This window comes from Geodermatophilus sp. URMC 60 (assembly GCF_053502585.1).
In genome coordinates this window covers 1447798-1469571 of the sequence record NZ_CP199958.1, presented here as the reverse complement: position 1 = coordinate 1469571, position 21774 = coordinate 1447798, and the positions used below count along the sequence as shown (strand labels likewise).

The window sequence follows — 21774 nt, the reverse complement described above, 5'->3', positions numbered from 1 at the left end:
CGCTGTGGACGCCGGCCGTGCGCCTCAGCCGAAGACGTCGGCGGCGATGCCGAGCACCAGCGGCACCACGCCCAGGCAGAGGAAGGCCGGCAGGAAGCAGGCGCCGAGCGGCGCCAGGACCCACACACCGGCCCGGCGGGCCGCGGCGTCGGCCCGGCTGCGCTCACCGGCGCGCACGTCGGAGGCCAGCGACCGCAGCGCCGGGACGACGGTCGACCCCGACTCGCCGGCCCGCACCAGCACCCGGCCGAGGACGGCCAGCCCCGGTGACACGTCGGACCACGCCCTCCGCGGGGCCGCGCCCAGCCGGTACAGGCCGGCCACCGTCGCGAGTTCGGGGCCGAGGGGACCGGGCACCGCGGTCGCCACCGCGGTCAGCGCCCCGCCCGCCGGCAGCCCCGCCTCGAGGCAGACAGCCAGCAGGTCGCAGGCCACCGGCAGGTCCGCCTCGGGCGCCGGCCCCCCTCGCTTCCCCTGCCCGCCGCCGCGGCGCAGCAGCCGCTCACCGCCGACCGCGACCAGTCCGGCCACCACGACCCCGGTTCCGCCGCCGACCAGCAGCCCGGCGGCCACACCCGCCGCACCGGCCAGCAGCCACCGACGCCGGGCATCGGCGGGACCAGGTGGCCCGGGTGGCCCGGGTGGGGGCGCCGTACCGCCCCGGCCGGCCATCCACCGGGCGCGGGCGGCGACGGGTGAGCGGACCGGCCAGCACAGCAGCGCCGCCGCCACCAGCAGCGACACCGCGGCGGCGTTCACCGCGCGGCCCGCGACACCAGCCGAGCCGACCAGGCCAGCCCGGCGACCTCCAGCCCCACTCCGGCCACCAGCAGGGTCTGGCCGGTCGGCGTGGTGGTCAGCACCCGCCACGGGTCGGCGCCCACGCCACCGCCCATGACCAGCCCGAGGACCGGGAGCCCCGCCAGCAGCGCCGCGCTGGCCCGCGACCCGGCGGTGGCCGAGCGCAGCTCCAGCCGCTGCCGGGAGCGGGCGCGCAGGTCGTCCTCCACCGCGCCGACGACAGCAGCCAGGGAACAGCCGGTGCGCGCGCTCAGCCGTGCGGCCGCCGCCACGCGTCCCAGTGCCCGGCCGAGCTCGCCCTCGGGCCCTGCGCCGCCGTCCCCCGGGGACCGCACCGCCTGGGCGAGCGACCGGCCGCTGTCCGCGTCCGCGCAGGCGGCGACGGCAGCGCGGGTCGCCTCCTCCAGCGAGCGGCCACCGCGCAGCTCCGCGCCCAGGGCGGCCAGCGCCTCGACCAGCGCGGCCACCCGGGCCTCCTGCTGCAGGCCCGCCCGGCGGCGCAGCTCAGCGCGGGCGCCGAGCGCCGCACAGCCGCCTGCCAGCCCGGCCACCAGCGGGGTGCTCAGCAGCGCCGCGACGCCGCCGGCGGCGACCGCGGCGACCGCGGGCAGCGGGACCCTGACGGCCGGGCGGGCAGCGGCGTCCGCCCGCCGGTTCAGCGACCGTCGGCGCTCTCGGCGGAGCGCCGCGCGCCCCGGCCACAGGAACAGGGCGGCGGCGAGCACCAGCAGCCCGCTGCTCACCCGGACCCCGCCGACAGCAGGTCCGACAGCCACGGTGCGCCCGGACAGGGGCCGCCGTCGGCCCGCCAGCCGGACTCCACGACGACGAGGTCCCCGGCGCGACGGACCACGCCGATCTCCTCGATCCGCCGTCCGGACGGGGACCTGCGCAGGTGCACCACCGCGGACAGGGCGGCGGCCGCCTGGCTGTGCACGGCCAGCCGGTCCAGGCCCGCGGCCACACCGAGCGCCTCGAGCCGCGCGGGGACCTCGGCCGGCCGGTTGGCGTGCAGGGTGCCGCAGCCGCCGTCGTGCCCGGTGTTGAGCGCGGTGAGCAGATCGGTGACCTCGGCGCCGCGGACCTCGCCGACCACGAGCCGGTCGGGCCGCATGCGCAGCGCCTGGCGGACCAGGTCGCGCAGTGTCACCTCCCCGACGCCCTCGACGTTGGGCGGTCGGGTGGCCAGCCGGACGACGTGCGGGTGCGCCGGCACCAGCTCCGGGGCGTCCTCGCACAGCAGGATCCGTTCGCCGGCCGGGACGAGTCCGAGCAGCGCCGACAGCAGCGTCGTCTTGCCCGAGCCGGTGCCGCCGGTGACGAGGAACGCCAGCCGCCCGGCGACCAGCGCCTGCACCAGGTCGCCGGACGCGCCGGGTAAGGCGCCGCGCGCGGCCAGGTCGGCGAAGGACAGCGAGGCCCGGCGGAGCACCCGCAGCGACAGGCACGTGCCGCTGCCCGACACCGGTGGCAGCACCGCGTGCAGCCGGGTGCCGTCGGGCAGGCCGGCGTCCACCCAGGGCGCGGCGTCGTCCAGCCGCCGCCCGGCCGCGGCCGCCAGCCGGACGGCGAGACGGCGCACCGCGTCCTCGTCCGCGAAGCGCACCAGCGTGCGCTCCAGCCCGCTGCCGCGGTCGACCCAGACCTGGTCCGGGCCGTTGACGAGCACGTCGCTCACCCCCGGCTCGCTCAGCAGCGGCTCCAGCGGACCGGCCCCGGCCAGCTCGTCCACCGCGTCCCGGACCGCCTGCAGCACGTCGTCGTCACCGAGCAGGCCGCCGGACTCCTCCCGCACCAGTGCGGCTACGGCGGCCCGCGTCGGGACCCCGGGCTCGAGGACCAGGCGCGCCCGGACCCGGTCGACCAGCGCTCCGCTCATGCCGCGGCCCCGTCCGCAGCGGCCAGCTCGGCGAGCAGCAGGCGGGACAGCGCACCCAGCGGTGAGCGGGCTCCCACCTGCGGCGGCCGGCCCTGCTCGCCCCGGGACAGCGCGCTGCGGTCGGTGGCCAGCTCCCCCAGCACCGGCCGGCCGACCACGTCGGCGACCTCGTCGGAGGACAGCCCGCCGGGCACCGGACGCACCACCACCTGCGCCGAGGACCACGGCGTCGGACGGCCGTCCCCGGCTGGCTCGACGAGCAGCCGGGCCGCCGAGACCGCCCGGAGCCGGGCCGGGACGACGAGCACCGCGAGGTCGGCCTCGGCCAGTACGGCGGCGGCCGCCTCCGGGCCCGCGGTGCGCGGCAGGTCGACGACCACCGGCCGACCGCCGGCCCGCGCCGCCTCCACGACCGCCGTCAGCGCCTCGGCCGGGACCTCACCCGGAGCCGAGCGCGAGGCGGCGAGCACCGAGACGCCCCCGACCTCCGGCAGCGCCGCCATGAGCGCGTCGCCGGCCACCCGGCCGCGCAGCCCCGCGAGGTCCGGCCAGCGCACGCCCTCCTCGCGCTCGGCTCCCAGCAGCAGGTCCAGGCCGCCGCCCCAGCCGTCGGTGTCGACCAGCAGGACGCCGTCCCCGCCCGGCGCGGCGGTGAGAGCCAGCGCGGCCGCCAGCGTGCTCGCGCCCGCCCCGCCGCAGCTCCCGCCGACCACGACCAGCCGGCCGCGGTCGACCGGGCGGCGCAGCGCCGAGGCCACCCGGGAGACCAGCCAGCCCTCGTCCGCCGGCAGCACCGCCACCCGCTCCGCGCCCTGCTCGACCGCGGACGCCCAGACCGGCGCCGGGGGCTCCTCCGCCGCGACGACGACCACGCCGGGACGGCGGGGCAGCCCCCGCACGGGCGGAGACGCCAGGACGTCGGCGCCGAGGAGCACCAAGGGCGCCTCCCGGTGCGCGCGGCGCAGCGCCGGACCGCCGGTGGCGACCTCCGCCTCGGCACCGGCTGCGGCGAGCAGCCGCAACAGGTCGTCGAGCAGTTCCTCGTCGGCACTGGCGACGAGCGGGCGGGGCGGCGAGGACCGGGACGCGGACACGGCTGCCAGCCCAGCGGCGCGACGGACGTGTCGGGAGGGACGGCCGGGATCTGTGGACGACCCGAAAGGGTGTGGACGGCGCTGTGGGACACGTCACTGCCGCCGCGCCCACTTACAGTCGTGAACCGTGACCCGCGCAGCGGCGTTCTTCGACCTGGACAAGACGGTCATCGCCAAGTCCAGCACCCTCGCCTTCGGCCGCCCCTTCTTCCAGGGCGGGCTGATCAACCGGCGCGCCGTCCTCAAGGGCGCCTACGCGCAGTTCGTCTTCTCCCTCGCCGGCGCCGACGCCCAGCAGATGGAGCGCATGCGGGCGCAGATCACCGAGATGTGCGCCGGGTGGGACGTCGCGACGGTGCACGAGATCGTGCGCGAGACGCTGCACGACATCGTCGAGCCGATGGTCTACGCCGAGGCCGCCGACCTGATCGAGGAGCACCGGGCGGCGGGCCGGGAGATCGTCATCGTCTCCAGCAGCGGCGCGGAGATGGTCGAGCCGATCGGCGAGATGCTCGGCGTCGACCGCGTGGTGGCCACCCGCATGGTGACCGTCGACGGCCGCTACACCGGCGAGATCGACTTCTACGCCTACGGGGAGAACAAGGCCGTCGCCATCCGGGAGGTGGCTGCCGAGTGCGGCTACGACCTGGCCGACTGCTACGCCTACAGCGACTCGATCACCGACCTGCCGATGCTCGCGGCGGTCGGGCACCCGACGGCGGTCAACCCCGACCGGGCGCTGCGGAAGGCGGCGGCCGAGCACGGCTGGCCGGTGCTGGAGTTCACCTGGCCGGTGACCATGCGCTCGCGGTTCCCGGTCCCGTCCGCGCCGGTGGTCACCGGTGCGGCGATGAGCGTGGGCGCCGCCGTGGTGGGCCTGGCCTGGTACGCCCGCCGGCGCGCTCCCCGGGTGGTCGCCCAGACCCCGCCGGCGCCCGCGCCCGGCCGCTGGTGGCGCCGCGGCGCCTGAAGGAGGACCTCGCTACCCCCTCCCCCCGCCGCGGCCCCGTTCCGGGGCTCGCCCCGGGCCCGCGAGGGGTGAGGAGGACGGGGTCCTCCTCCTGCAGCGGGGCCGTTCCAGCACTCAGAGCGGCAGGCGCTCCCGCACCCGCTCCACGAGCGTGCGTGCCGCGGAGACCGGCCGGAACGCCCGCGCCGCCGCGGTGAGCGCGGCCTGCTCGTCCGGCCGCAGGTCGATGTCGGCCGCCGCGGCGTTGGCCTCGACCTGGGCGACGCCGGAGGCGCCGGGGATCACGACCACCCGCGGAAGGGACACCAGCCAGGCCAGCGCGATCTGCGCGGGCGCGACGTCGTGGGCCGCGGCGACCTCGCGGAGGACGCCGAGCAGCGGCTCGGCGCGGCGCAGGTTCTCGGTGCCGAAGAGCGGGTTGGCCGCGCGGACGCCGCCGGGCCGGTTGTCGACGCCGTACCGCCCGCCGAGCAGGCCCTGGGCCAGCGGGCTGTAGGCCATCACCATCCGGTCCTCGCGCTCGGCGAAGGGCACCAGGTCGTCGAGGGCCGACGGCGCTGCGAGCGAGAAGTGCACCTGGTTGCTGACGACCGGCCGGCCGAGGGCGGCGTCGGCTGCCCGCCAGCGCTCCAGCGAGTAGTTGGAGACGCCGACGGCGCCGATGCGCCCGGCGTCCAGCAGCTCGCGCATCCCGGTCATGGTCACCGAGTCCGGCACCACCGGGTTGGGCTGGTGCACCTGGTAGAGCGGCACGCGGTCCAGCCCCAGCCGGCGGGCGCTGCCGGCCAGCCGGCTGCGGACCACCGGCGGGAACGGGGCCACCGGGAAGAGCTTGCTGGCGACGACGACGTCCGCCCGCTCCTCGCCCAGCGCCTCCCCGAGGATCCGCTCGCTGCGACCGAAGCCGTAGACCTCCGCGGTGTCGAACAACGTGGTCCCCAGCTCCCGGGCCCGCCGGACGATCGCCTTGGCCTCACCGGAGGCGTAGGCGTCGCCGTAGCCCCACTCGCGGGAGCCGAACTGCCAGGTGCCCAGGCCCACGCGGCTGACCGCACCGAGCCCGTCGACGTCGAGGTAGCGCACGGGCCCAGTCTGCCCGCCCGTCAGCCGCGCAGCAGGGCCTCGGCGATCGCCAGCCCCTCGAGGGAGCCGTGCTCGGTGGCGCGGCAGCAGTGCACCAGCCATCCCGCGACGCCGTCGGGCCGACCGGAGGCGTAGCCGGCCAGCGCTCGGGCGTACGCCTCGCGGCCGAGCTCGGCGAAGCCTACCTCGGGGACCGACACCGCCTTCGGGTCCAGCCCACGGGTGATGCCGGTCAGCCTGGCCGCGGCGCGCGCGACGACGCCGTCCGCGGTGCCGAAGGGGGCGACGGCGGCCAGCTCGCCGTGCACCACCGCGGCCAGGACGACGGCCGGCACCGCGCCCTCCCCGGTGACCAGCGAGAACAGCCCGCCGAGCCGGGGGCCGGCGTGCACACCGGGCCGGCCGAGGTCGGCGCGGTCGGCGAGGTCCGCGGCGGCCAGCACGTGCAGCCGGGCGAGCACCTGTCCCGGCGCCCTGGTCCAGGTCTCCTGCATCGAGCCGAGGGCCACCGAGGCGCGCAGCGCGCCCTGCACGACCGGGTCGTCGACCTGCCCTGCCCGCAGGTCGGCCAGCGGGACGTCGACCCCCTCGAGGGCGGCGGAGGCCCGTGCGCCACGCAGTGCCGACTCGGTGCTGACCTCGGCCGAGCGGTTGCGCATCAGCCGGTGGCGGAGCAGCCGGTCGATCCCGGTGCGGGCGGCCTCGGCGGCGTCCCGCACACCGGGCAGGTCGAGCAGCGGGGCCAGCGGGTCGGCAGCAGCCGGACGAGCCGCCGGACGGGCGGCGCCGGGACGCACGGGGATCGTCACGCCCCGACGGTACGAGGCGGGCCGCGGGAACCCGCGGCACCCTGGCCGGGGCTCTGACTAGGCTGCCTGCCACCATGGCCCGGCCCCTGACCCTCCTGCTCGTCCGCCACGGGCAGAGCGAGTGGAACGCCGCAGGCCTTCTGCAGGGGCGGACCGCGCACGTGCCGCTGACCGAGCTCGGCCACGCGCAGGCGGCGCAGGCCGCGCGCGAGCTGGTGGCGCTGCGCCCGGGGGCGCTGGTCTCCAGCGACCTGCGCCGCGCGGTGCAGACCGCCGAGCACTGCGCCCGCGCGACGGGGCTGCCGGTGAGGACCACCCCGGCGCTGCGCGAGCAGGGCTACGGGGTGCTCGAGGGCCGGCCGTCGCGGGAGCTGTGGGACGTCGTCGACTGGACCGACCCGCACTGGGCGGCGCAGGGCGGGGAGAGCCTGGCCGAGCTGCACGCCCGCGTCGGCGCCTACCTGAAGGCCCTGTTCGCCGACCCGCCGGCCGAGGTGATCGCGCTGGTCACCCACGGCGACACGATCCGGGCCGCACAGGCGGTCGCCGCCGGGCTGGGGCCGGACGCGATGCCCGCGGTGACCCCGCACAACGGCACGGTGACCCCGCTGGAGCTCGTCCTGTGAGCGCCGGCGAACGGGGAGCGGAGCGACCGCGGAGGCGACGGACCGCACCGGCCGAGGTGCGGCACGAGCCCGGGGAGGAGCCATGAGCAGGGTCCTCGTGCTGGGCGGATCGCGGTCGGGCAAGTCAGCGCACGCCGAGTCGTTGGTGGCCGGCGCCCGCGACGTCACCTACCTGGCCACCTCTCCCCCGGTCCCTGGGGACGCCGAGTGGGCCGAGCGGATCGCCGCGCACCGGGCCCGCCGCCCCGCGGGCTGGACGACGCTGGAGACGACCGCACCCAGCGATCTGCTGCGCCGGGGCACCGTGCTGGTCGACAGCGTCACCACCTGGGTGGCCGCGCTGATGGACGAGACGGGCGTCTGGGCCGACGGACCCGGTGCCTCCGACCGCCTGGCCCGCCGCTGCGACGCACTGGTCGAGGCCTGGACGATGACGCCCGCGCACGTGGTGGCGGTGTCGGACGAGGTGGGGCTGGGCGTGGTCCCCGAGACCCGCGCCGGGCGGCTGTTCCGCGACACCCTCGGCTCGGTCAACCAGCGGCTGGCCGGCACCGCTGACGAGGTGTGGTTCGTGGTGGCGGGGCTGCCGCAGCGGTTGCGATGAGGTGGACCGGCCCGCTGGAGTCCGCCGCCCTGCTCACCGTCCTGCGGGTGCCGGCGCGGGCCGCGGCGTCCACCCGCGGCGTGCTGCCGTGGGCGCCGCTGGTCGGCCTGGTGCTGGGCGCTCTGGCGGCCGGGGTCGGCGTCGCCGGCGCACACCTGGTCTCCCCGCTCACCGGGTCGGTGCTGGCCGTGGCGGTCCTCGCGGCGCTGACCCGTGGCCTGCACCTCGACGGCCTGGCCGACACCGCCGACGGGCTGGGCCCGCTGCGCGGTCGCGAGCGGGCGCTCGAGGTCATGCGCCAGGGGGACGTCGGCCCGTTCGGCGTGGTCGCGCTGCTGCTCACCGTCCTGCTGCAGGTCGCCGCCGCGGCCGCCCTGCTCGAGGCCGACCGGGGCTGGACCGCGCTCGTGACGGCACCGCTCGTCGCCCGGCTCGCGATGGCCCGCACCGGGCTGCCCGGCGTCCCGATGGCTGCGGGCTCGGCACTCGGGCAGTCGGTCGCCGGCACGGTCTCGGCGCGCTGGCTGGCCGGGTGGGTGTTCGTCACCGCAGCGCTGCTGACCACCGCGGACCGGGCCCTGGTGGCCGGTGCCGCGGCCGGCCTGCTCGCGGCCGAGCTCCTCCTGCGCCGGGCGCGCGCCCGGCTGGGCGGCGTCACCGGCGACGTGATGGGTGCGATGGGCGAGACGACGGCCGCGGTCACCCTGCTGGTGGCCGCGGCCGCCCTGCCGTGAGGGGCTGGAACGGCCCCGTCCAGAGCCTCGCCGCGAGCCTGCGAGCGGTGAGGGGGACGGGGTCCTTGTTCAGCGGCGGCGCAGCAGGCCGCCGAGGAGCCCACCGAGCCCGGAGGCCGCGGGGGTCGCGGATCGCCCACGGCCCATCCGACCCGAGGTCGCCCGACCGTAGCCGCGACCGGTCGACATCCGGCCGGTGGAGCGGGGCATGCCCCGTCCGGACCGCCCAGCGGTGCGGCCGGCGCTGCGCGCAGTGTTCTCTGCCGTGCCCATCAGTCGTCCGAGGATGCTCATGCCGTCAGGGCTACCCAGGACCCCACCGGTCGATGCGCCGGGAGATCAGGAACGGGACGACGCCGGGGTCTCCCCGCCCTCCAGGTCGCCCTCGGTGTCGAGGTAGGCCTGCTGCAGGTCGGCCAGCAGCTCCGGGTCCGGCGACGCCCACATCCCCCGGTCGACGGCCTCCAGCAGCCGCTCGGCGATGCCGTGCAGCGCCCAGGGGTTCGACTGCTCCATGAACTCCCGGTTCTCCGGGTCGAGCACGTAGGTCTGGGTGAGCTTCTCGTACATCCAGTCGGCGACCACGCCGGTGGTCGCGTCGTAGCCGAACAGGTAGTCGACGGTGGCGGCCAGCTCGAAGGCGCCCTTGTAGCCGTGCCGGCGCATCGCCTGCAGCCACTTCGGGTTGACCACGCGGGCGCGGAAGACCCGGGCGGTCTCCTCGGTCAGCGACCGCGTGCGCACCGACTCGGGTCGGGTCGAGTCGCCGATGTAGGCCCGCGGCGCCGAGCCGGTCAGCGCGCGGACCGTCGCCACCATCCCGCCGTGGTACTGGAAGTAGTCGTCGGAGTCGGCGATGTCGTGCTCGCGGGTGTCGACGTTCTTCGCCGCCACCGCGATCCGCCGGTAGGCCGTCTCCATGTCCGGCCGGGCCTGCACGCCGTCGAGCCCGCGACCGTAGGCGTAGCCGCCCCAGACGGCGTAGACCTCGGCCAGGTCGGCGTCCCCGCGCCAGTCCCGGGAGTCGATGAGCGGCAGCAGCCCGGCCCCGTAGGCGCCCGGCTTGGAGCCGAACACCCGGGTGGTCGCCCGGCGGCGGTCACCGTGCCCGGCGACGTCGGCGTCCACGTGGGCGCGCACGAAGTTGCGGTCCGCGGGCTCGTCGAGCCCCGCCACCAGCGTCACCGCGTCGTCGAGCATGGTCACGACGTGCGGGAAGGCGTCCCGGAAGAAGCCGGAGATCCGCACGGTGACGTCGATCCGCGGTCGCCCGAGCTCGTCGAGCGGGACCGCCTCGAGGCCGGTCACCCGCCGCGACGCGTCGTCCCACACCGGGCGGACGCCGAGCAGCGCGAGCACCTCCCCGACGTCGTCCCCGGAGGTGCGCATCGCCGAGGTGCCCCACACCGACAGCCCCACCGACGCGGGGTACTCGCCGGTGTCGGCGAGGTAGCGCTCCACGAGGGAGTCGGCCATCGCCTGCCCGGTCTCCCAGGCGAGACGGGACGGGATGGCCCGCGGGTCGACCGAGTAGAAGTTGCGGCCGGTCGGCAGCACGTTGACCAGCCCGCGCAGCGGCGAGCCCGACGGCCCGGCCGGCACGTAGCCGCCCTCGAGGGCGTGCAGCGTCGCGTCCATCTCGTCGGTGGTGCGCTCCAGCCGGGGCACGACCTCGTAGACGGCGAACCGCAGCACCGCCTCGACACCCTCGTCGGACCGGCCCAGGGCCTCGGCCACCACCGACGGCACGGCCTCGGGCACCCAACCGCGGGCCTCCACGGCCGCCACCAGCGCCTCGGCCTGCGCCTCCACCGCGTCGGTGGTGACGCGGTCGGCCCCCTCGGCCAGGCCGAGCGCCTCGCGCAGGCCGGGCAGCGCCACCGCGCCGCCCCAGATCTGCCGGGCGCGCAGCATGGCCAGCACCAGGTCGACGCGGTTCTGCCCGGACGGCGGCGTGCCGAGCACGTGCAGCCCGTCGCGGATCTGCGAGTCCTTGATCTCGCAGAGCCAGCCGTCGACGTGCAGGATCATCTCGTCGAAGTGGTCGTCCTCGGGCCGCTCGGAGAGCCCCAGGTCGGAGTCGAGCTTGGCCGCCTGCAGCAGCGTCCAGATCTGCGCCCGGACGGCGGGCAGCTTCGCCGGGTCCATCGCCGCGACGTTGGCGTGCTCGTCGAGCAGCTGCTCCAGCCGGGCGATGTCGCCGTAGGAGTCGGCGCGGGCCATCGGCGGCACCATGTGGTCGACCAGCGTGGCGTGCGCGCGCCGCTTGGCCTGCGAGCCCTCGCCCGGGTCGTTGACCAGGAACGGGTAGACCAGCGGCAGGTCGCCGATGGCGGCGTCGGGCGCGCACGAGGCCGACAGGCCCACCGTCTTGCCCGGCAGCCACTCCAGGTTGCCGTGCTTGCCGACGTGCACCAGCGCGTGCGCACCGAAGACCGAGCGCAGCCACCAGTAGGCGGCCAGGTAGTGGTGGGACGGCGGCAGGTCCGGGTCGTGGTAGATCGCGATCGGGTTCTCCCCGAAGCCGCGCGGCGGCTGGACCATCACCACGACGTTGCCCGCCCGCAGCGCGGCGAAGACGATGTCGTCCCGGTCCACGAACAGCGAGCCCGGCGGCTGCCCCCAGTGCTCGACCATCGCCTCGCGCAGGTCGGCCGGCAGCGTGTCGAAGAAGGCGCGGTACTCCGCGGCGGGGATGCGCACCGGGTTGCCCGACAGCTGCTCCTCGCTGAGCCAGTCGGCGTCCTGGCCGCCGGCGGCGATCAGGGCGTGGATCAGCGCGTCGCCGTCGAGGTCGGCGACGCCGGGCAGCGCGTCGGGCCCGTCGAACGGGCCGATGTCGTACCCCGCCCCGGCCATCGCGGCCAGCAACCGGACGACGGACGCCGGGGTGTCCAGGCCGACCGCGTTCCCGATGCGGGCGTGCTTGGTCGGGTAGGCGCTCAGCATCACGACGATGCGGCGCTCCGCGGGCGGGGTGTGCCGCAGCCGGGCGTGCGCGACGGCGGTGCCGGCCACGCGGGCGGCCCGCTCCGGATCGGCGACGTAGCTGGTCAGCCCGTCGTCGTCGGTCTCCTTGAACGAGAACGGCACGCTGATCAGCCGGCCGTCGAACTCCGGGATCGCCACCTGGTTGCCGACGTCGAGGGGGGAGAGCCCGTCGTCGTCGGCCAGCCACTCCTCCCGCGAGCGGGTGAGGCACAGCCCCTGGACCACCGGCACGTCCAGCGAGGCGAGCTGGCCGACGTCCCACGCGCCGTCGTCCCCGCCGGCCTGGGCGGTGGCCGGTCGCGAGCCGCCCGCGGCGAGCACGGTGACCACCAGGGCGTCGGCGGTGCGCAGGACGTCGAGCAGCTCGTCGGAGACGCTGCGCAGCGAGGAGGTGTACACCGGCAGCGCGGAGCCCCCGGCGTCCTCGATCGCGCCGCAGAGCGCCTCGACGAAGGCGGTGTTCCCGGCCAGGTGGTGCGCCCGGTAGTAGAGGACGGCGACGGTCGGGCCGGTCCCCGTGGACGGCCGCTCCAGCACTCCCCAGTCCGGCGCGACCACCGGCGGCTCGAAGCCCTCGCCGGTGAGCAGCACGGTGTCGGACAGGAAGCGGTGCAGCTGCACCAGGTTGTCCGGGCCGCCCTGCGCCAGGTAGCCGTGCGCCTCGGTCGCGACCCCCATCGGGACCGTCGACAGCTCCATCAGCTCGGCGTCGGGCAGCGCCTCCCCACCCAGGACGACGACCGGCGCCGGCCCGGCCAGCAGCGGGACGAGCAGCTCCTCGTACTGCCGCCGCACGCCGAGGATGCGGACGACGACCAGCTCCGCGCCCTCGGCGAGCGCCGCGATGCCCGCGTCGTCCAGGCGGGAGGGGTTGCCCAGGCGCCAGTCGGCTCCGCTGGCGCGAGCGGAGAGGAGGTCGGTGTCGCTGGTCGACAGCAGCGTGAACACCGACGGCACGCTACCGGGACGAGGCGGGGCCTCGCGGCGAGGACCCGGCTGCCTCCGGCAGGTGGCGACGCCCCGGGGACCGGGGGTCACGCGCCGGAGGACCCCGGACGACCCGGGTCGCGGCCCTAGCGTCCGGCCATGGCCCCTCCCTCGGTGCCGCCGTTCCCGGACGGCGCGTTCTCCCGGGTGCTCTGCGTCGTCGCCCACCCCGACGACGTCGAGTACGGCACCTCCTCCGCGGTCGCCGCCTGGACCGCCCGCGGCGTCGACGTCGCCTACCTGCTGCTCACCCGCGGCGAGGCCGGCATGGACGCGCTCCGCCCCGAGGAGACCGCCCGGCTGCGGACGGCGGAGCAGCTGGCCGCCGGCGATGCGGTCGGGGTCAGCGGGATCCGGTTCCTCGACCACCCCGACGGCGTCCTCCAGTACGGCCTGGACCTGCGCCGGGACATCGCACGCGTCATCCGCGAGCACCGCCCCGACGCCCTGCTCGTCGGCTCGTGGGAGGTCGAGTTCGTCGCCGGGTTGAACCAGGCCGACCACCGGGTCGCCGGCCTCGCCGCGGTGGACGCGCTGCGCGACGCCGGCAACCGCTGGGTCTTCCCCGAGCTGCTCGACGAGGGGCTGGAGCCGTGGACGGTGCGCTGGCTGCTGGTCGGCGGTGACCCCCGCCCGACCCACGGCGTGGACGTGACCGGCGAGGCGCTGGAGCGGGGCATCGCGTCGCTGGAGGCCCACGGGCAGTACCTCGCCGGCATCCCGGGCCACCCGCCCCCACGCGCGATGATCACCGGGATCACGGCGCTGCAGGGGCGGCCCATGGGGGTGCCGCACGCGGTGCTCTTCCGCGCCTTCGACTTCCTGGCCCCACCGCCGATCGCGCTCGAGGCGATGCGGGCCGCGGCCGAGCCGGTCGGCTGAGCGGGGTCAGCAGCCCCCGCCGCCGTCGCCGCCACCGCCACCGCAGTCGCCGCCGAAGCCACCGCCCCAGCCGCCACCGGCCCATCCGCCGGAGCCCCCGTCGACGTACGCCGCGGAGTGGCTGCGGCGGACCTCTCGCACGCTCGGGCCCGGGGTCGTCGGCAGGTACGGCCGGGGCGGGGCGAAGACGGCGGCCCGGAGGTCGGCGTCGGCCCACGCCCCGGGCCCGCCGAGCGCCACCGCGACGACCCCGGAGCTGCCGAGGCGCGCCGGGTCGGACCGCAGGTCGCGCAGCGCCCGGCGTCCGGCCCGGGTCAGCCCGACGGCGGTCCAGATCCGCTCCGCCGTGGCGTCCACGCCGCCGCGCCGGGAGACCAGCCCGGCCTGCCGGAGACCATCGGCGAGGGCGGCCAGCCGGGCGTCGGTGCGCACCCGCCAGGCGATCCCGTCGATCGACCGGCGGGCGCGCGGACCCGCGGCGTCGAGCACGGCGGCCTCCACGGGGTGCCGCCGGCGGGGATCGACCACGTGCAGCTCGGCGGTCGAGCGGGTCACCCGCAGGCGCCCGTCCTCGACCAGGGCCACGACCGCGGCCTCGACGGCCCGGCGCGGCCCGCCGGCCAGGTAGGCGACCTCGTACAGGTCGGAGCCGAGGAGGGGGACGTGCGTTCCGGTCATGTCCGTCGTCCTTCGCGTCGAGGATCGAGAGGGGCTGCGGCCGCACGCCGACGGTCGCACGTCCCGCCGGATCCCCGCGAGCGTGCTTGCACGATTGCACGGACCGATAGCGTCGCGCCGTGGTCGAACGGGACACACCGTCGGTGCGGGAGCGCCGGCTGGCACGCGAGCTGCGGCAGCTGCGGACCGGGGAGCAACTGCACGCCAAGGACGTCGCCGCCCGGCTCGGGTGGTCGCCGTCGAAGGTGTCGCGGATCGAGACCGCGCGGATCGGCATCGCCGCCGACGACCTCGACCGGCTGCTCGAGCTGTACGGGGTGCCCGACGCCCACGCCGACCTGCTGCGCCGGCTGGCCCCGTCGGCCCGGCCGCGCGGCTGGTGGGACGCCTACGCCGACACGCTGTCGGCCGGGTACGCCAACCTCATCCGGCTGGAGGCGGGGTCACGGGCGCTGCGCTGCTTCGGCGCGCTGGTTCCGCACGCGCTGCTCCAGACCCCCGACTACGTGCGCCAGGTGGTCCTGTCGACCTGGGAGCGGCCGTCCCCGCCGGAGATCGAGCGCCGGGTGCAGGTCTGCCGGCGGCGCCAGGAGGTCCTCGACGCGGCCGACCCGATGCGGCTGTGGGCCGTGCTCGACGAGTCGGTGCTCCGCCGCACCGCGGGCGCGCCCGGAACGCCCGACGGTGCGGCGGTGCTGCGCGGTCAGCTGGAGTGGCTGGCCGAGGTGGCCGGCCGGCCGAACGTCACGCTGCAGGTGCTGCCGTTCGACGCCGGGCTGCCGCCGGTGACGGCGGGCTCGTTCTCCGTCCTCGACTCGCGCGCCACGCGGGCGCCGGACGTCGTCTACCTGGAGAACAAGACGCGGATCGCCTTCGTCGACGGTGAGGCGGAGGTGCACCGCTACGGCCGCGCCTTCCAGCTGCTCACCGAGATGGCGCTGGACCCCGACGAGTCCATCCGCCTCGTCGAGCGGCGGGCCGCCGAGCTGTAGTCGTCACCCACCGGTCCGGGAGGCGAGGGCGCCCTCGAGCCAGGCGCGCAGCGCGGGCTCGGGTGCGGCGCCGGCCTGCCGGGTCACGACCTTCCCCCGGTCCAGCACGAGCAGCGTCGGCACCGCCTGCACGCCGAACCGCCGGGCCGACCGGGGTGCGGCGTCGACGTCGACCCTCACCAGCTTCACCCGGCCGGCGAAGGCCGCGGCCAGCCGCTCCAGGGCGGGGCCCACCGCGCGGCACGGCCCGCACCACGTCGCCCACAGGTCGACCAGCACGGGCACCGGCGAGTGCTCGGCGACCTCCGCGAAGTCCGCGTCCCCGGCGTCGACCACCCACGGCAGCGCCGCTCGGCACCTGCCGCACCGAGGGCTGCCGGCCGCGGCCGCGGGCACCCGGTTGCGCTGCCCGCAGGTCGGGCACGGGGTGATCCGGCTCGGCATGTCCGCTCCCTCCCGTTCCTGGGGCTCCTCAGGCGGCACCGAGGGCGTCGGCCACCCGGTGGTGCGCCACCGCCTCACCGGCCCGGCTCTGCCGCTCGAGCGTGCGGGCCAGCGCGCGGCGCGCCCAGCCGTTGGCCGGGGCCATCTCCACCAGCCGGGTCAGCGCGTCCTCCGCCCTCGCCAGCTGAGCGGAGCCGAAGTAGGCGCGGGCCAGCAGCTCGAGGGCGGCCTCGTTGGCCGGCTCCGCCTCGACGAGCGGCTCCAGCAGGCGCGCCGCCTCGATCGGCTGCGCCATCGCGAGGAAGAGGTCCGCGCGGAGGAACTCCGAGTGCAGGTCGCGCTGCGTCATGCCAGGAGAACCCGCCGACCCCTCCGCGGCTTCCCATGCGTCCCCGAGAAGGCGCATCGTTGTAGTGCATCCAACGGAGGGTGCAGGGAGAAGAATGGGCACCGTCCCACAGCCCCGGGAGTCCTCATGGCACTGCGACCGCACCTCCCGCACCGCACGGCCGACACCACCGACGAGCGCCCAGGACCCGGCGCCCGCGTGTACGCCGTCCAACGCACCGGCGCCGTCCTGGTGGCGCTGACCCTCCTGGTCTTCGGCCTCCTCGGCTTCGCCGGCGGCCTGGACTACTTCTCGACCGAGGGCGAGCGCATCCTCGGCCTGTCGTCCAACGGCCTGCTGTCGACCATCTCGGTGGTCATGGCGGTCGTACTGCTGGTCGCCGCTGCGCGCAGCCCGCGGGTCACCTCGACGATCATGATCGTCGCCGGCTCGCTGTTCCTGCTCTCCGCCCTGGTGAACCTGGCGGTGCTCCGCACCTCCTTCAACATCCTCGCGTTCGAGTTCGAGAACGTCGTCTTCTCCGTCGTCGTCGGCCTGCTCCTGCTGACGCTGGGGGCCTACGGCCGGATCAGCGGCCACCTGCCGGAGGACAGCCCGTACGCCCACCCGCACGCGCCGGTCGAGGAGGAGGACGACGACCTCCCGACGACGCCGGCCGAGGTCGCCGCGGAGCAGGCGATGCGCGCCGCCGAGGTGGCCGTCGTCCAGCACGTCGCCACCAACGAGCAGCGTCGCCGGGTGGCGGCCATGGCGCAGGTGCACAGCCGGGGCGACCGCCGCCGGGTGTGGATGTCCTTCGACGAGGCGCGCCGACTCGGCTGAACCGGGCCGCCACCGGTCACCGGGCGGGACGGCGGGACGTACCCTCGCCACCGCCATGACCGCCAGCCCCACCGCCCGCGTCCGCGCCGACGCGTGCCCCGGGGCGCTGCAGACGCACGCCGCCGCCGACGGCGCGCTGGCGCGGGTCCGGGTGCCCGGCGGTCTGCTGACCGCCGGTCAGCTGCGGGCGCTGGCGGCCGCCGCGCGTGACCTCGGTGACGGGGCGCTGGAGCTCACGAGCCGGGGCAACGTGCAGCTGCGCGGCCTGGCCGACGGCGCGGAGGCCGGGCTCGGCGACCGGCTGGCCGCCGCCGGCCTGCTGCCCAGCGCGTCGCACGAGCGGGTGCGCAACGTACTGGCCAGCGCGCTGACCGGCCGGGCCGGCGGGCACGTCGACGTCCGGCCGTGGGTGCGTGCGCTGGATGCCGGGATCTGCGCCGACCGCGCGCTCGCCGCACTGCCCGGCCGGTACCTCGCCACGCTCGACGACGGCCGCGGCGACGTCGCCGGCCTCGGCGGGGACGTCGGCCTGCTGGCCCTCGCCCCCGGCTCCGTGGCCCTCACCCTCGCCGGGGCGGACAGCGGGCTGCGGACGACGCCGGACCGCGCGGTCCCCCTGGCGGTCGCGGCCACCCGGGCCTTCCTCGACGAGCGCGCCGCCCAGGGCGGCACCGCGTGGCGCCTCGCGGAGTTGACCCGGGGTCAGGAGCGGGTGGCCGCACGGATCGCCACCTCGTCGCCCGACGAGCGGGGGGCCGGGGCGATGACCCCGTCGTCCTCCGGACGGCACCGCGGCCAGGTGCCGTCCCCACGTCGTGTGGAGCCGCTGCCGTCCCTCCTCGGGGAGGCCCCCGGCCTCCCGCTCGTCAGGACCCCGGCGGGCACCACCCCCCAGGACGACGGGCGGGTGGCCCTCGTCGCCGTCGTCCCCCTGGGGCGGCTCACCGCCGACCAGACCGAGCTCCTGGCTCGACTGGCCGATGAGGTGCAGCTGACGCCGTGGCGCAGCGTCGTCGTCCCCGACCTGCCCGACGACGCCGCCGCCGCGGAGCTGACCGCCGCCGGCCTGGTGCTCGACCCCGGCAGCGCCTGGAGCCGGGTGACCGCCTGCGCGGGACGGCCGGGGTGTGCGAAGTCGCTGGCCGACGTCCGGGCCGACGCCGCCCGGGCCGTGGCGGACGGCACACTGCCGGCCGAGGGCGCCCGCCAGCACTGGGCCGGGTGCGGGCGGCGCTGCGGCCGTCCACGCGGCGAGGTCGTCGACGTGGTGGCGACCGGGACCGGATACCGAGTCGGGTGGAGCTGATGTACGAGTACGAGTACGAGAAGGACGGCGCGGAGATCTACCGGCGCTCGTTCGCCACCATCCGGGCCGAGACCGACCTGGCCGGGCTGCCCCCGGACGTCGCCCGCGTCGCCGTGCGGATGGTGCACGCCTGCGGCCAGGTCGACCTGGTCGAGGACCTCGCCTTCTCACCCGACGTCGTGGCCCGGGCCCGCGAGGCGCTGGACGCCGGCGCCCCGGTGCTCTGCGATGCGGAGATGGTGGCCTCGGGCGTCACCCGCCGCCGGCTGCCGAAGGACAACGACGTGGTCTGCACGCTCAACGACCCGCGCACCCCCGCGCTGGCCGCCGATCTCGGCACCACCCGCACCGCCGCGGCACTGGAGCTCTGGCGCGACCGGCTGGAGGGCGCGGTCGTGGCCATCGGCAACGCGCCCACCGCGCTGTTCCACCTGCTCGAGATGGTCGCTGCCGGCGCGCCCCGCCCGGCTGCCGTCCTGGGCATCCCGGTCGGCTTCATCGGCGCCGTGGAGTCCAAGGACGCACTGGCCGCCTCCGACCTCGAGCACCTCGTGGTCCGCGGCCGGCGTGGTGGCAGCGCGATCACCGCGGCGGCCGTCAACGCGATCGCGAGCGACATCGAATGAGCGGACAGGGACGTGCGCATCGCAGCGAGGACCGGAGCCGACAGGGGGTGAGCATCGCAGCGAGCTCTGCGACCGAGGAGCGGAGCGACCGCGGAGGCGACCCACGGCATGGCGCGAGGAGCGGAGCGTCCCGCGGGAGCGGGGGGCATCGGGTGACCGGCCGCCTGTACGGCGTCGGGCTGGGCCCCGGCGACCCCGAGCTCGTCACCGTCAAGGCCGCCCGGCTCATCGCGGCCGCCGACGTCGTCGCCTTCCACGCCGCCCAGCACGGCCGCTCGGTCGCCCGCGCGGTGGCCGCGCCGTACCTGCGCGCGGGCCAGGTCGAGGAGTTGCTCGTCTACCCGGTCACCACCGAGACCACCGGCCACCCCGGCGGCTACCAGGGCGCGATCGACGAGTTCTACGAGGCGGCCGCGGCGCGGCTGGCCGCACACCTGGACGCCGGCCGCGACGTGGTCGTCCTCGCCGAGGGTGACCCGTTCTTCTACGGCTCCTACATGCACATGCACAAACGGCTGGCCCACCGGTACCCGACGGAGGTGGTGCCCGGCGTGACCAGCGTCAGCGGGGCCGCCGCGGCGGTCGGCCGGCCGCTGGTCGAGCGCGACGAGGTGCTCACCGTGCTGCCCGGCACGCTGCCCGCCGACGAGCTCGCCGAGTGGCTGGCCACCACCGACGCCGCAGCGGTCCTGAAGCTGGGGCGCACGTTCGGCAACGTGCGCGAGGCGTTCGACGCCGCCGGGGTGCTCGACCGGGCCCTCTACGTCGAGCGCGCCTCCACCGACCGGCAGCGCACGATGCCGCTGGCCGACGTCGACCCGGCGACCGTCCCCTACTTCTCCCTCGCCCTGCTGCCCAGCCCGCTCACCGATCCGACCGCCGGACCGGAACGGCACGACGAGGCCGCACCCGGCACCGGCGAGGTCGTCGTCGTCGGCCTCGGCCCGGGTGCCCGCTGCTGGACCACCCCCGAGGCCGCCGAGGCCCTGGCCGCCGCCGACGACCTCGTCGGCTACGGCCCCTACCTGGACCGGGTGCCGGCCAACCCCAGGCAGACCCGCCACCCCAGCGACAACCGGGTCGAGGCCGAGCGTGCCGCGCACGCCCTCGACCTGGCCCGGACCGGACGGCGGGTCGCGGTCGTATCCAGCGGCGACCCCGGCGTCTTCGCGATGGCCGCCGCGGTGCTCGAGGTCGCCGAGCGGCCGGACTACGCCGAGGTCCCGGTGCGGGTGCTGCCCGGCCTCACCGCCGCGCAGGCCGTCGCCGCCCGGGTCGGCGCGCCGCTGGGCCACGACTTCTGCGTGGTCAGCCTCTCCGACGTCCGCAAGCCGTGGGACGTCGTCGTCGACCGGCTGCGGCACGCCGCGGCCGCCGACCTGGTGCTCGCGCTCTACAACCCGCGATCCAGGGCCCGGCCGCACCAGCTCGCCCAGGCGCAGGAGGTGCTGCTGGAGGGCCGCAAGCCCGACACGGTGGTCGTCGTCGGCCGCGACGTCGGCGGCCCCGAGGAGAGCATCCGGGTCACCACCCTCGGGGAGCTGGACCCGGAGACGGTCGACATGCGCTGCTGCGTGATCGTCGGCTCGTCGCAGACCCGGGTCAGCGCCACCGGCGCCGTCTACAGCCCCCGTACCCATGAAGGACCTCGCACCCATGGAGGACCTCGCCCTCCCCACCCCTCGTAGCAGGACCTCCCTGCCCACCGTCGAAGGACCCCGTCCTCCTCACCCCGCGCACGCTCGGGTCGGGACGGGGCCGGCGGTGGCACCTGCAGGGAGGCCGACGGGGACCCGGGACGGGCCACGTGACACTCAGTGCCACGCCTGGCACGATGGCCCGCCAGTGGCGTGCGTCACCCTCCCCCGGGGACGGCGCTGGCGGCCGGGCGATCGCGGGAGGGGCTCTCATGGCGAGCACCAGGGACTGGTTCGAGACCGTGGAGGAGGCCCAGCACCGTGCGAGGAAGCGGTTGCCGCGGTCGGTCTACCTGGCGCTGGTCGCCGGCACCGAGAAGGGGCTGACGGCCAACGACAACGTCGCCGCCTTCGACGAGATCACCTGGCGGCCGCACGTCGCCGACCTGCCGGGCAAGCGGGAGACGGGCACCACGGTCATGGGCCAGGAGGTGTCCATGCCGGTGCTGGTCTCCCCCACCGGCGTGCAGGCGGTGCACCCCGAGGGCGAGGTGGCGGTGGCCCGCGCGGCCGCGGCCCAGGACGTCGCGATGGGCCTGTCCTCGTTCGCCAGCAAGCCGGTCGAGGAGGTCGGGGCGGCCCAGCAGAAGCTGTTCTTCCAGATGTACTGGGTCGGCTCCCGGGAGACGATCCTCGCCCGCGCCGAGCGGGCCCGGGCCGCCGGCGCCAAGGGCCTGATCATGACGCTGGACTGGTCCTTCGCCTCCCGGCGCGACTGGGGCAGCCCGCCGATCCCCGAGAAGATCGACGTCAAGAACGCGCTGAAGTTCGCCCCCGAGGTGCTGCGCAAGCCGCGCTGGCTGGCCACCTACCTGCGCTCCGGCGCCATCCCCGAGCTCAGCGTCCCGAACCTCGCGCTGGACGGCGAGGAGCCGCCGAACTTCTTCGGCGCCTACGGCGAGTGGATGGGCACCCCGCTGCCCACCTGGGAGGACGTCGCCTGGCTGCGCGAGCAGTGGGGCGGGCCGTTCATGCTCAAGGGGATCACCCGCCCCGACGACGCCCGCCGCGCCGTCGACGCCGGCGTCACCGCCATCTCCGTCTCCACCCACGGCGGCAACAACCTCGACAGCACACCGGGTGCGGTCCGCTCGCTGCCCGGGGTGGTCGACGCGGTCGGCGACCAGGTCGAGGTGCTCATGGACGGCGGGGTGCGCCGCGGCGCCGACGTCGTCAAGGCGATGGCCCTGGGCGCCAAGGCGGTGATGATCGGCCGCGCCTACCTGTGGGGCATGGCCGCGAACGGTGAGCGTGGCGTCCAGAACGTCCTGGCGATCATCCGGCAGGGCATCGACGAGGCGCTGCTGGGGCTCGGGAAGGCCTCGGTGCACGACCTGACCCGCGAGGACGTCGTCCTGCCGCCGAACTTCACCCGCAGCTGACCCGCGCGCCGCGCCGAC

Annotated in this window: 21 protein-coding genes; 11 read left to right on the top strand and 10 right to left on the bottom strand. The window is 76.7% G+C overall.

The genetic code is table 11. The features are described from left to right. Positions 1-24: 24 nt before the first annotated feature. From ACWIX3_RS07075 to ssd, 4 genes are read right to left on the bottom strand one after another with little or no spacing between them, the layout of a single operon-like run. Complete coding sequence (locus ACWIX3_RS07075) at positions 25-759, bottom strand: type II secretion system F family protein (protein ID WP_448611370.1); 735 nt, start codon at positions 757-759, stop codon at positions 25-27. Then, positions 756-1544 carry a type II secretion system F family protein gene (locus tag ACWIX3_RS07070; RefSeq protein WP_448611369.1) on the bottom strand — a complete coding sequence of 263 codons (789 nt, stop codon included), beginning with the start codon at positions 1542-1544 and terminating at the stop codon, positions 756-758. The genes ACWIX3_RS07075 and ACWIX3_RS07070 overlap by 4 nt, the downstream gene beginning before the upstream one ends. Then, positions 1541-2680, bottom strand: a complete 1140-nt coding sequence (locus ACWIX3_RS07065; protein ID WP_448611368.1) for a TadA family conjugal transfer-associated ATPase — start codon at positions 2678-2680, stop codon at positions 1541-1543. The genes ACWIX3_RS07070 and ACWIX3_RS07065 overlap by 4 nt, the downstream gene beginning before the upstream one ends. Beyond that, complete coding sequence (gene ssd, locus ACWIX3_RS07060) at positions 2677-3774, bottom strand: septum site-determining protein Ssd (RefSeq protein WP_448611367.1); 1098 nt, start codon at positions 3772-3774, stop codon at positions 2677-2679. Before ssd ends, ACWIX3_RS07065 begins: the two co-directional genes overlap by 4 nt. 127 nt (positions 3775-3901) lie before the next feature. Here ssd and ACWIX3_RS07055 point away from each other — a divergent pair, with 127 nt between their 5' ends. Continuing rightward, the gene (locus tag ACWIX3_RS07055) at positions 3902-4744 is read left to right on the top strand and encodes an HAD family hydrolase (RefSeq protein ID WP_448611366.1); all 843 of its coding nucleotides are present in this window, start codon (positions 3902-3904) and stop codon (positions 4742-4744) included. Positions 4745-4858: 114 nt separating this feature from the next. On the opposite strand, the gene ACWIX3_RS07050 is transcribed toward ACWIX3_RS07055, so the two are convergent. Next, the gene (locus ACWIX3_RS07050) at positions 4859-5827 is read right to left on the bottom strand and encodes an aldo/keto reductase (protein ID WP_448611365.1); all 969 of its coding nucleotides are present in this window, start codon (positions 5825-5827) and stop codon (positions 4859-4861) included. A gap of 20 nt (positions 5828-5847) precedes the next feature. Then, positions 5848-6636, bottom strand: a complete 789-nt coding sequence (locus ACWIX3_RS07045) for an oxidoreductase (protein WP_448611364.1) — start codon at positions 6634-6636, stop codon at positions 5848-5850. 74 nt (positions 6637-6710) lie between these two features. Here ACWIX3_RS07045 and ACWIX3_RS07040 point away from each other — a divergent pair, with 74 nt between their 5' ends. The 3 genes from ACWIX3_RS07040 to ACWIX3_RS07030 all read left to right on the top strand — a co-directional run bounded on the left by ACWIX3_RS07040 (position 6711) and on the right by ACWIX3_RS07030 (position 8600). After that, the gene (locus tag ACWIX3_RS07040) at positions 6711-7262 is read left to right on the top strand and encodes a histidine phosphatase family protein (RefSeq protein ID WP_448611363.1); all 552 of its coding nucleotides are present in this window, start codon (positions 6711-6713) and stop codon (positions 7260-7262) included. An 82-nt stretch (positions 7263-7344) separates the two neighbouring features. Continuing rightward, on the top strand, positions 7345-7866 hold the full coding sequence (gene cobU, locus ACWIX3_RS07035) for a bifunctional adenosylcobinamide kinase/adenosylcobinamide-phosphate guanylyltransferase (protein WP_448611362.1): 522 nt from the start codon (positions 7345-7347) through the stop codon (positions 7864-7866). Then, on the top strand, positions 7863-8600 hold the full coding sequence (locus ACWIX3_RS07030; protein ID WP_448611361.1) for an adenosylcobinamide-GDP ribazoletransferase: 738 nt from the start codon (positions 7863-7865) through the stop codon (positions 8598-8600). The genes cobU and ACWIX3_RS07030 overlap by 4 nt, the downstream gene beginning before the upstream one ends. A 339-nt stretch (positions 8601-8939) precedes the next feature. On the opposite strand, the gene cobN is transcribed toward ACWIX3_RS07030, so the two are convergent. Beyond that, a complete protein-coding gene (gene cobN, locus ACWIX3_RS07025) occupies positions 8940-12539 on the bottom strand; it encodes a cobaltochelatase subunit CobN (protein ID WP_448611360.1) in 3600 nt (1199 codons plus the stop codon). A 138-nt stretch (positions 12540-12677) separates the two neighbouring features. Here cobN and ACWIX3_RS07020 point away from each other — a divergent pair, with 138 nt between their 5' ends. Further along, positions 12678-13460 (top strand): PIG-L deacetylase family protein, encoded by a 783-nt coding sequence (locus ACWIX3_RS07020; protein WP_448611359.1) that lies wholly within the window; start codon positions 12678-12680, stop codon positions 13458-13460. Between the two features lie 6 nt (positions 13461-13466). Here the strand turns inward: ACWIX3_RS07020 and ACWIX3_RS07015 are convergent, their stop codons facing one another. Next, a complete protein-coding gene (locus ACWIX3_RS07015; protein WP_448611358.1) occupies positions 13467-14198 on the bottom strand; it encodes a TIGR04222 domain-containing membrane protein in 732 nt (243 codons plus the stop codon). A 59-nt stretch (positions 14199-14257) separates the two neighbouring features. On the opposite strand from ACWIX3_RS07015, the gene ACWIX3_RS07010 reads away from it, so the two are divergent. Beyond that, complete coding sequence (locus ACWIX3_RS07010) at positions 14258-15130, top strand: helix-turn-helix domain-containing protein (protein ID WP_448611357.1); 873 nt, start codon at positions 14258-14260, stop codon at positions 15128-15130. A gap of 3 nt (positions 15131-15133) precedes the next feature. Here the strand turns inward: ACWIX3_RS07010 and trxA are convergent, their stop codons facing one another. Both trxA and ACWIX3_RS07000 read right to left on the bottom strand, forming a co-directional pair. Next, positions 15134-15574, bottom strand: coding sequence for a thioredoxin (gene trxA / locus ACWIX3_RS07005; RefSeq protein ID WP_448611356.1), 441 nt, complete (start codon positions 15572-15574; stop codon positions 15134-15136). A gap of 28 nt (positions 15575-15602) precedes the next feature. After that, positions 15603-15923, bottom strand: coding sequence for a tetratricopeptide repeat protein (locus tag ACWIX3_RS07000; RefSeq protein WP_448611355.1), 321 nt, complete (start codon positions 15921-15923; stop codon positions 15603-15605). Between the two features lie 126 nt (positions 15924-16049). Here ACWIX3_RS07000 and ACWIX3_RS06995 point away from each other — a divergent pair, with 126 nt between their 5' ends. The 5 genes from ACWIX3_RS06995 to mftD all read left to right on the top strand — a co-directional run bounded on the left by ACWIX3_RS06995 (position 16050) and on the right by mftD (position 21756). Then, complete coding sequence (locus ACWIX3_RS06995) at positions 16050-16745, top strand: DUF4383 domain-containing protein (protein WP_448611354.1); 696 nt, start codon at positions 16050-16052, stop codon at positions 16743-16745. Positions 16746-16800: 55 nt separating this feature from the next. Further along, complete coding sequence (gene cobG / locus ACWIX3_RS06990; RefSeq protein WP_448611353.1) at positions 16801-18051, top strand: precorrin-3B synthase; 1251 nt, start codon at positions 16801-16803, stop codon at positions 18049-18051. Continuing rightward, complete coding sequence (locus ACWIX3_RS06985) at positions 18051-18677, top strand: precorrin-8X methylmutase (RefSeq protein ID WP_448611352.1); 627 nt, start codon at positions 18051-18053, stop codon at positions 18675-18677. The genes cobG and ACWIX3_RS06985 overlap by 1 nt, the downstream gene beginning before the upstream one ends. 152 nt (positions 18678-18829) lie before the next feature. After that, positions 18830-20365, top strand: coding sequence for a precorrin-2 C(20)-methyltransferase (locus tag ACWIX3_RS06980; protein WP_448611351.1), 1536 nt, complete (start codon positions 18830-18832; stop codon positions 20363-20365). Positions 20366-20586: 221 nt separating this feature from the next. Then, complete coding sequence (gene mftD, locus ACWIX3_RS06975; protein WP_448611350.1) at positions 20587-21756, top strand: pre-mycofactocin synthase MftD; 1170 nt, start codon at positions 20587-20589, stop codon at positions 21754-21756. Positions 21757-21774 lie beyond the last annotated feature (18 nt).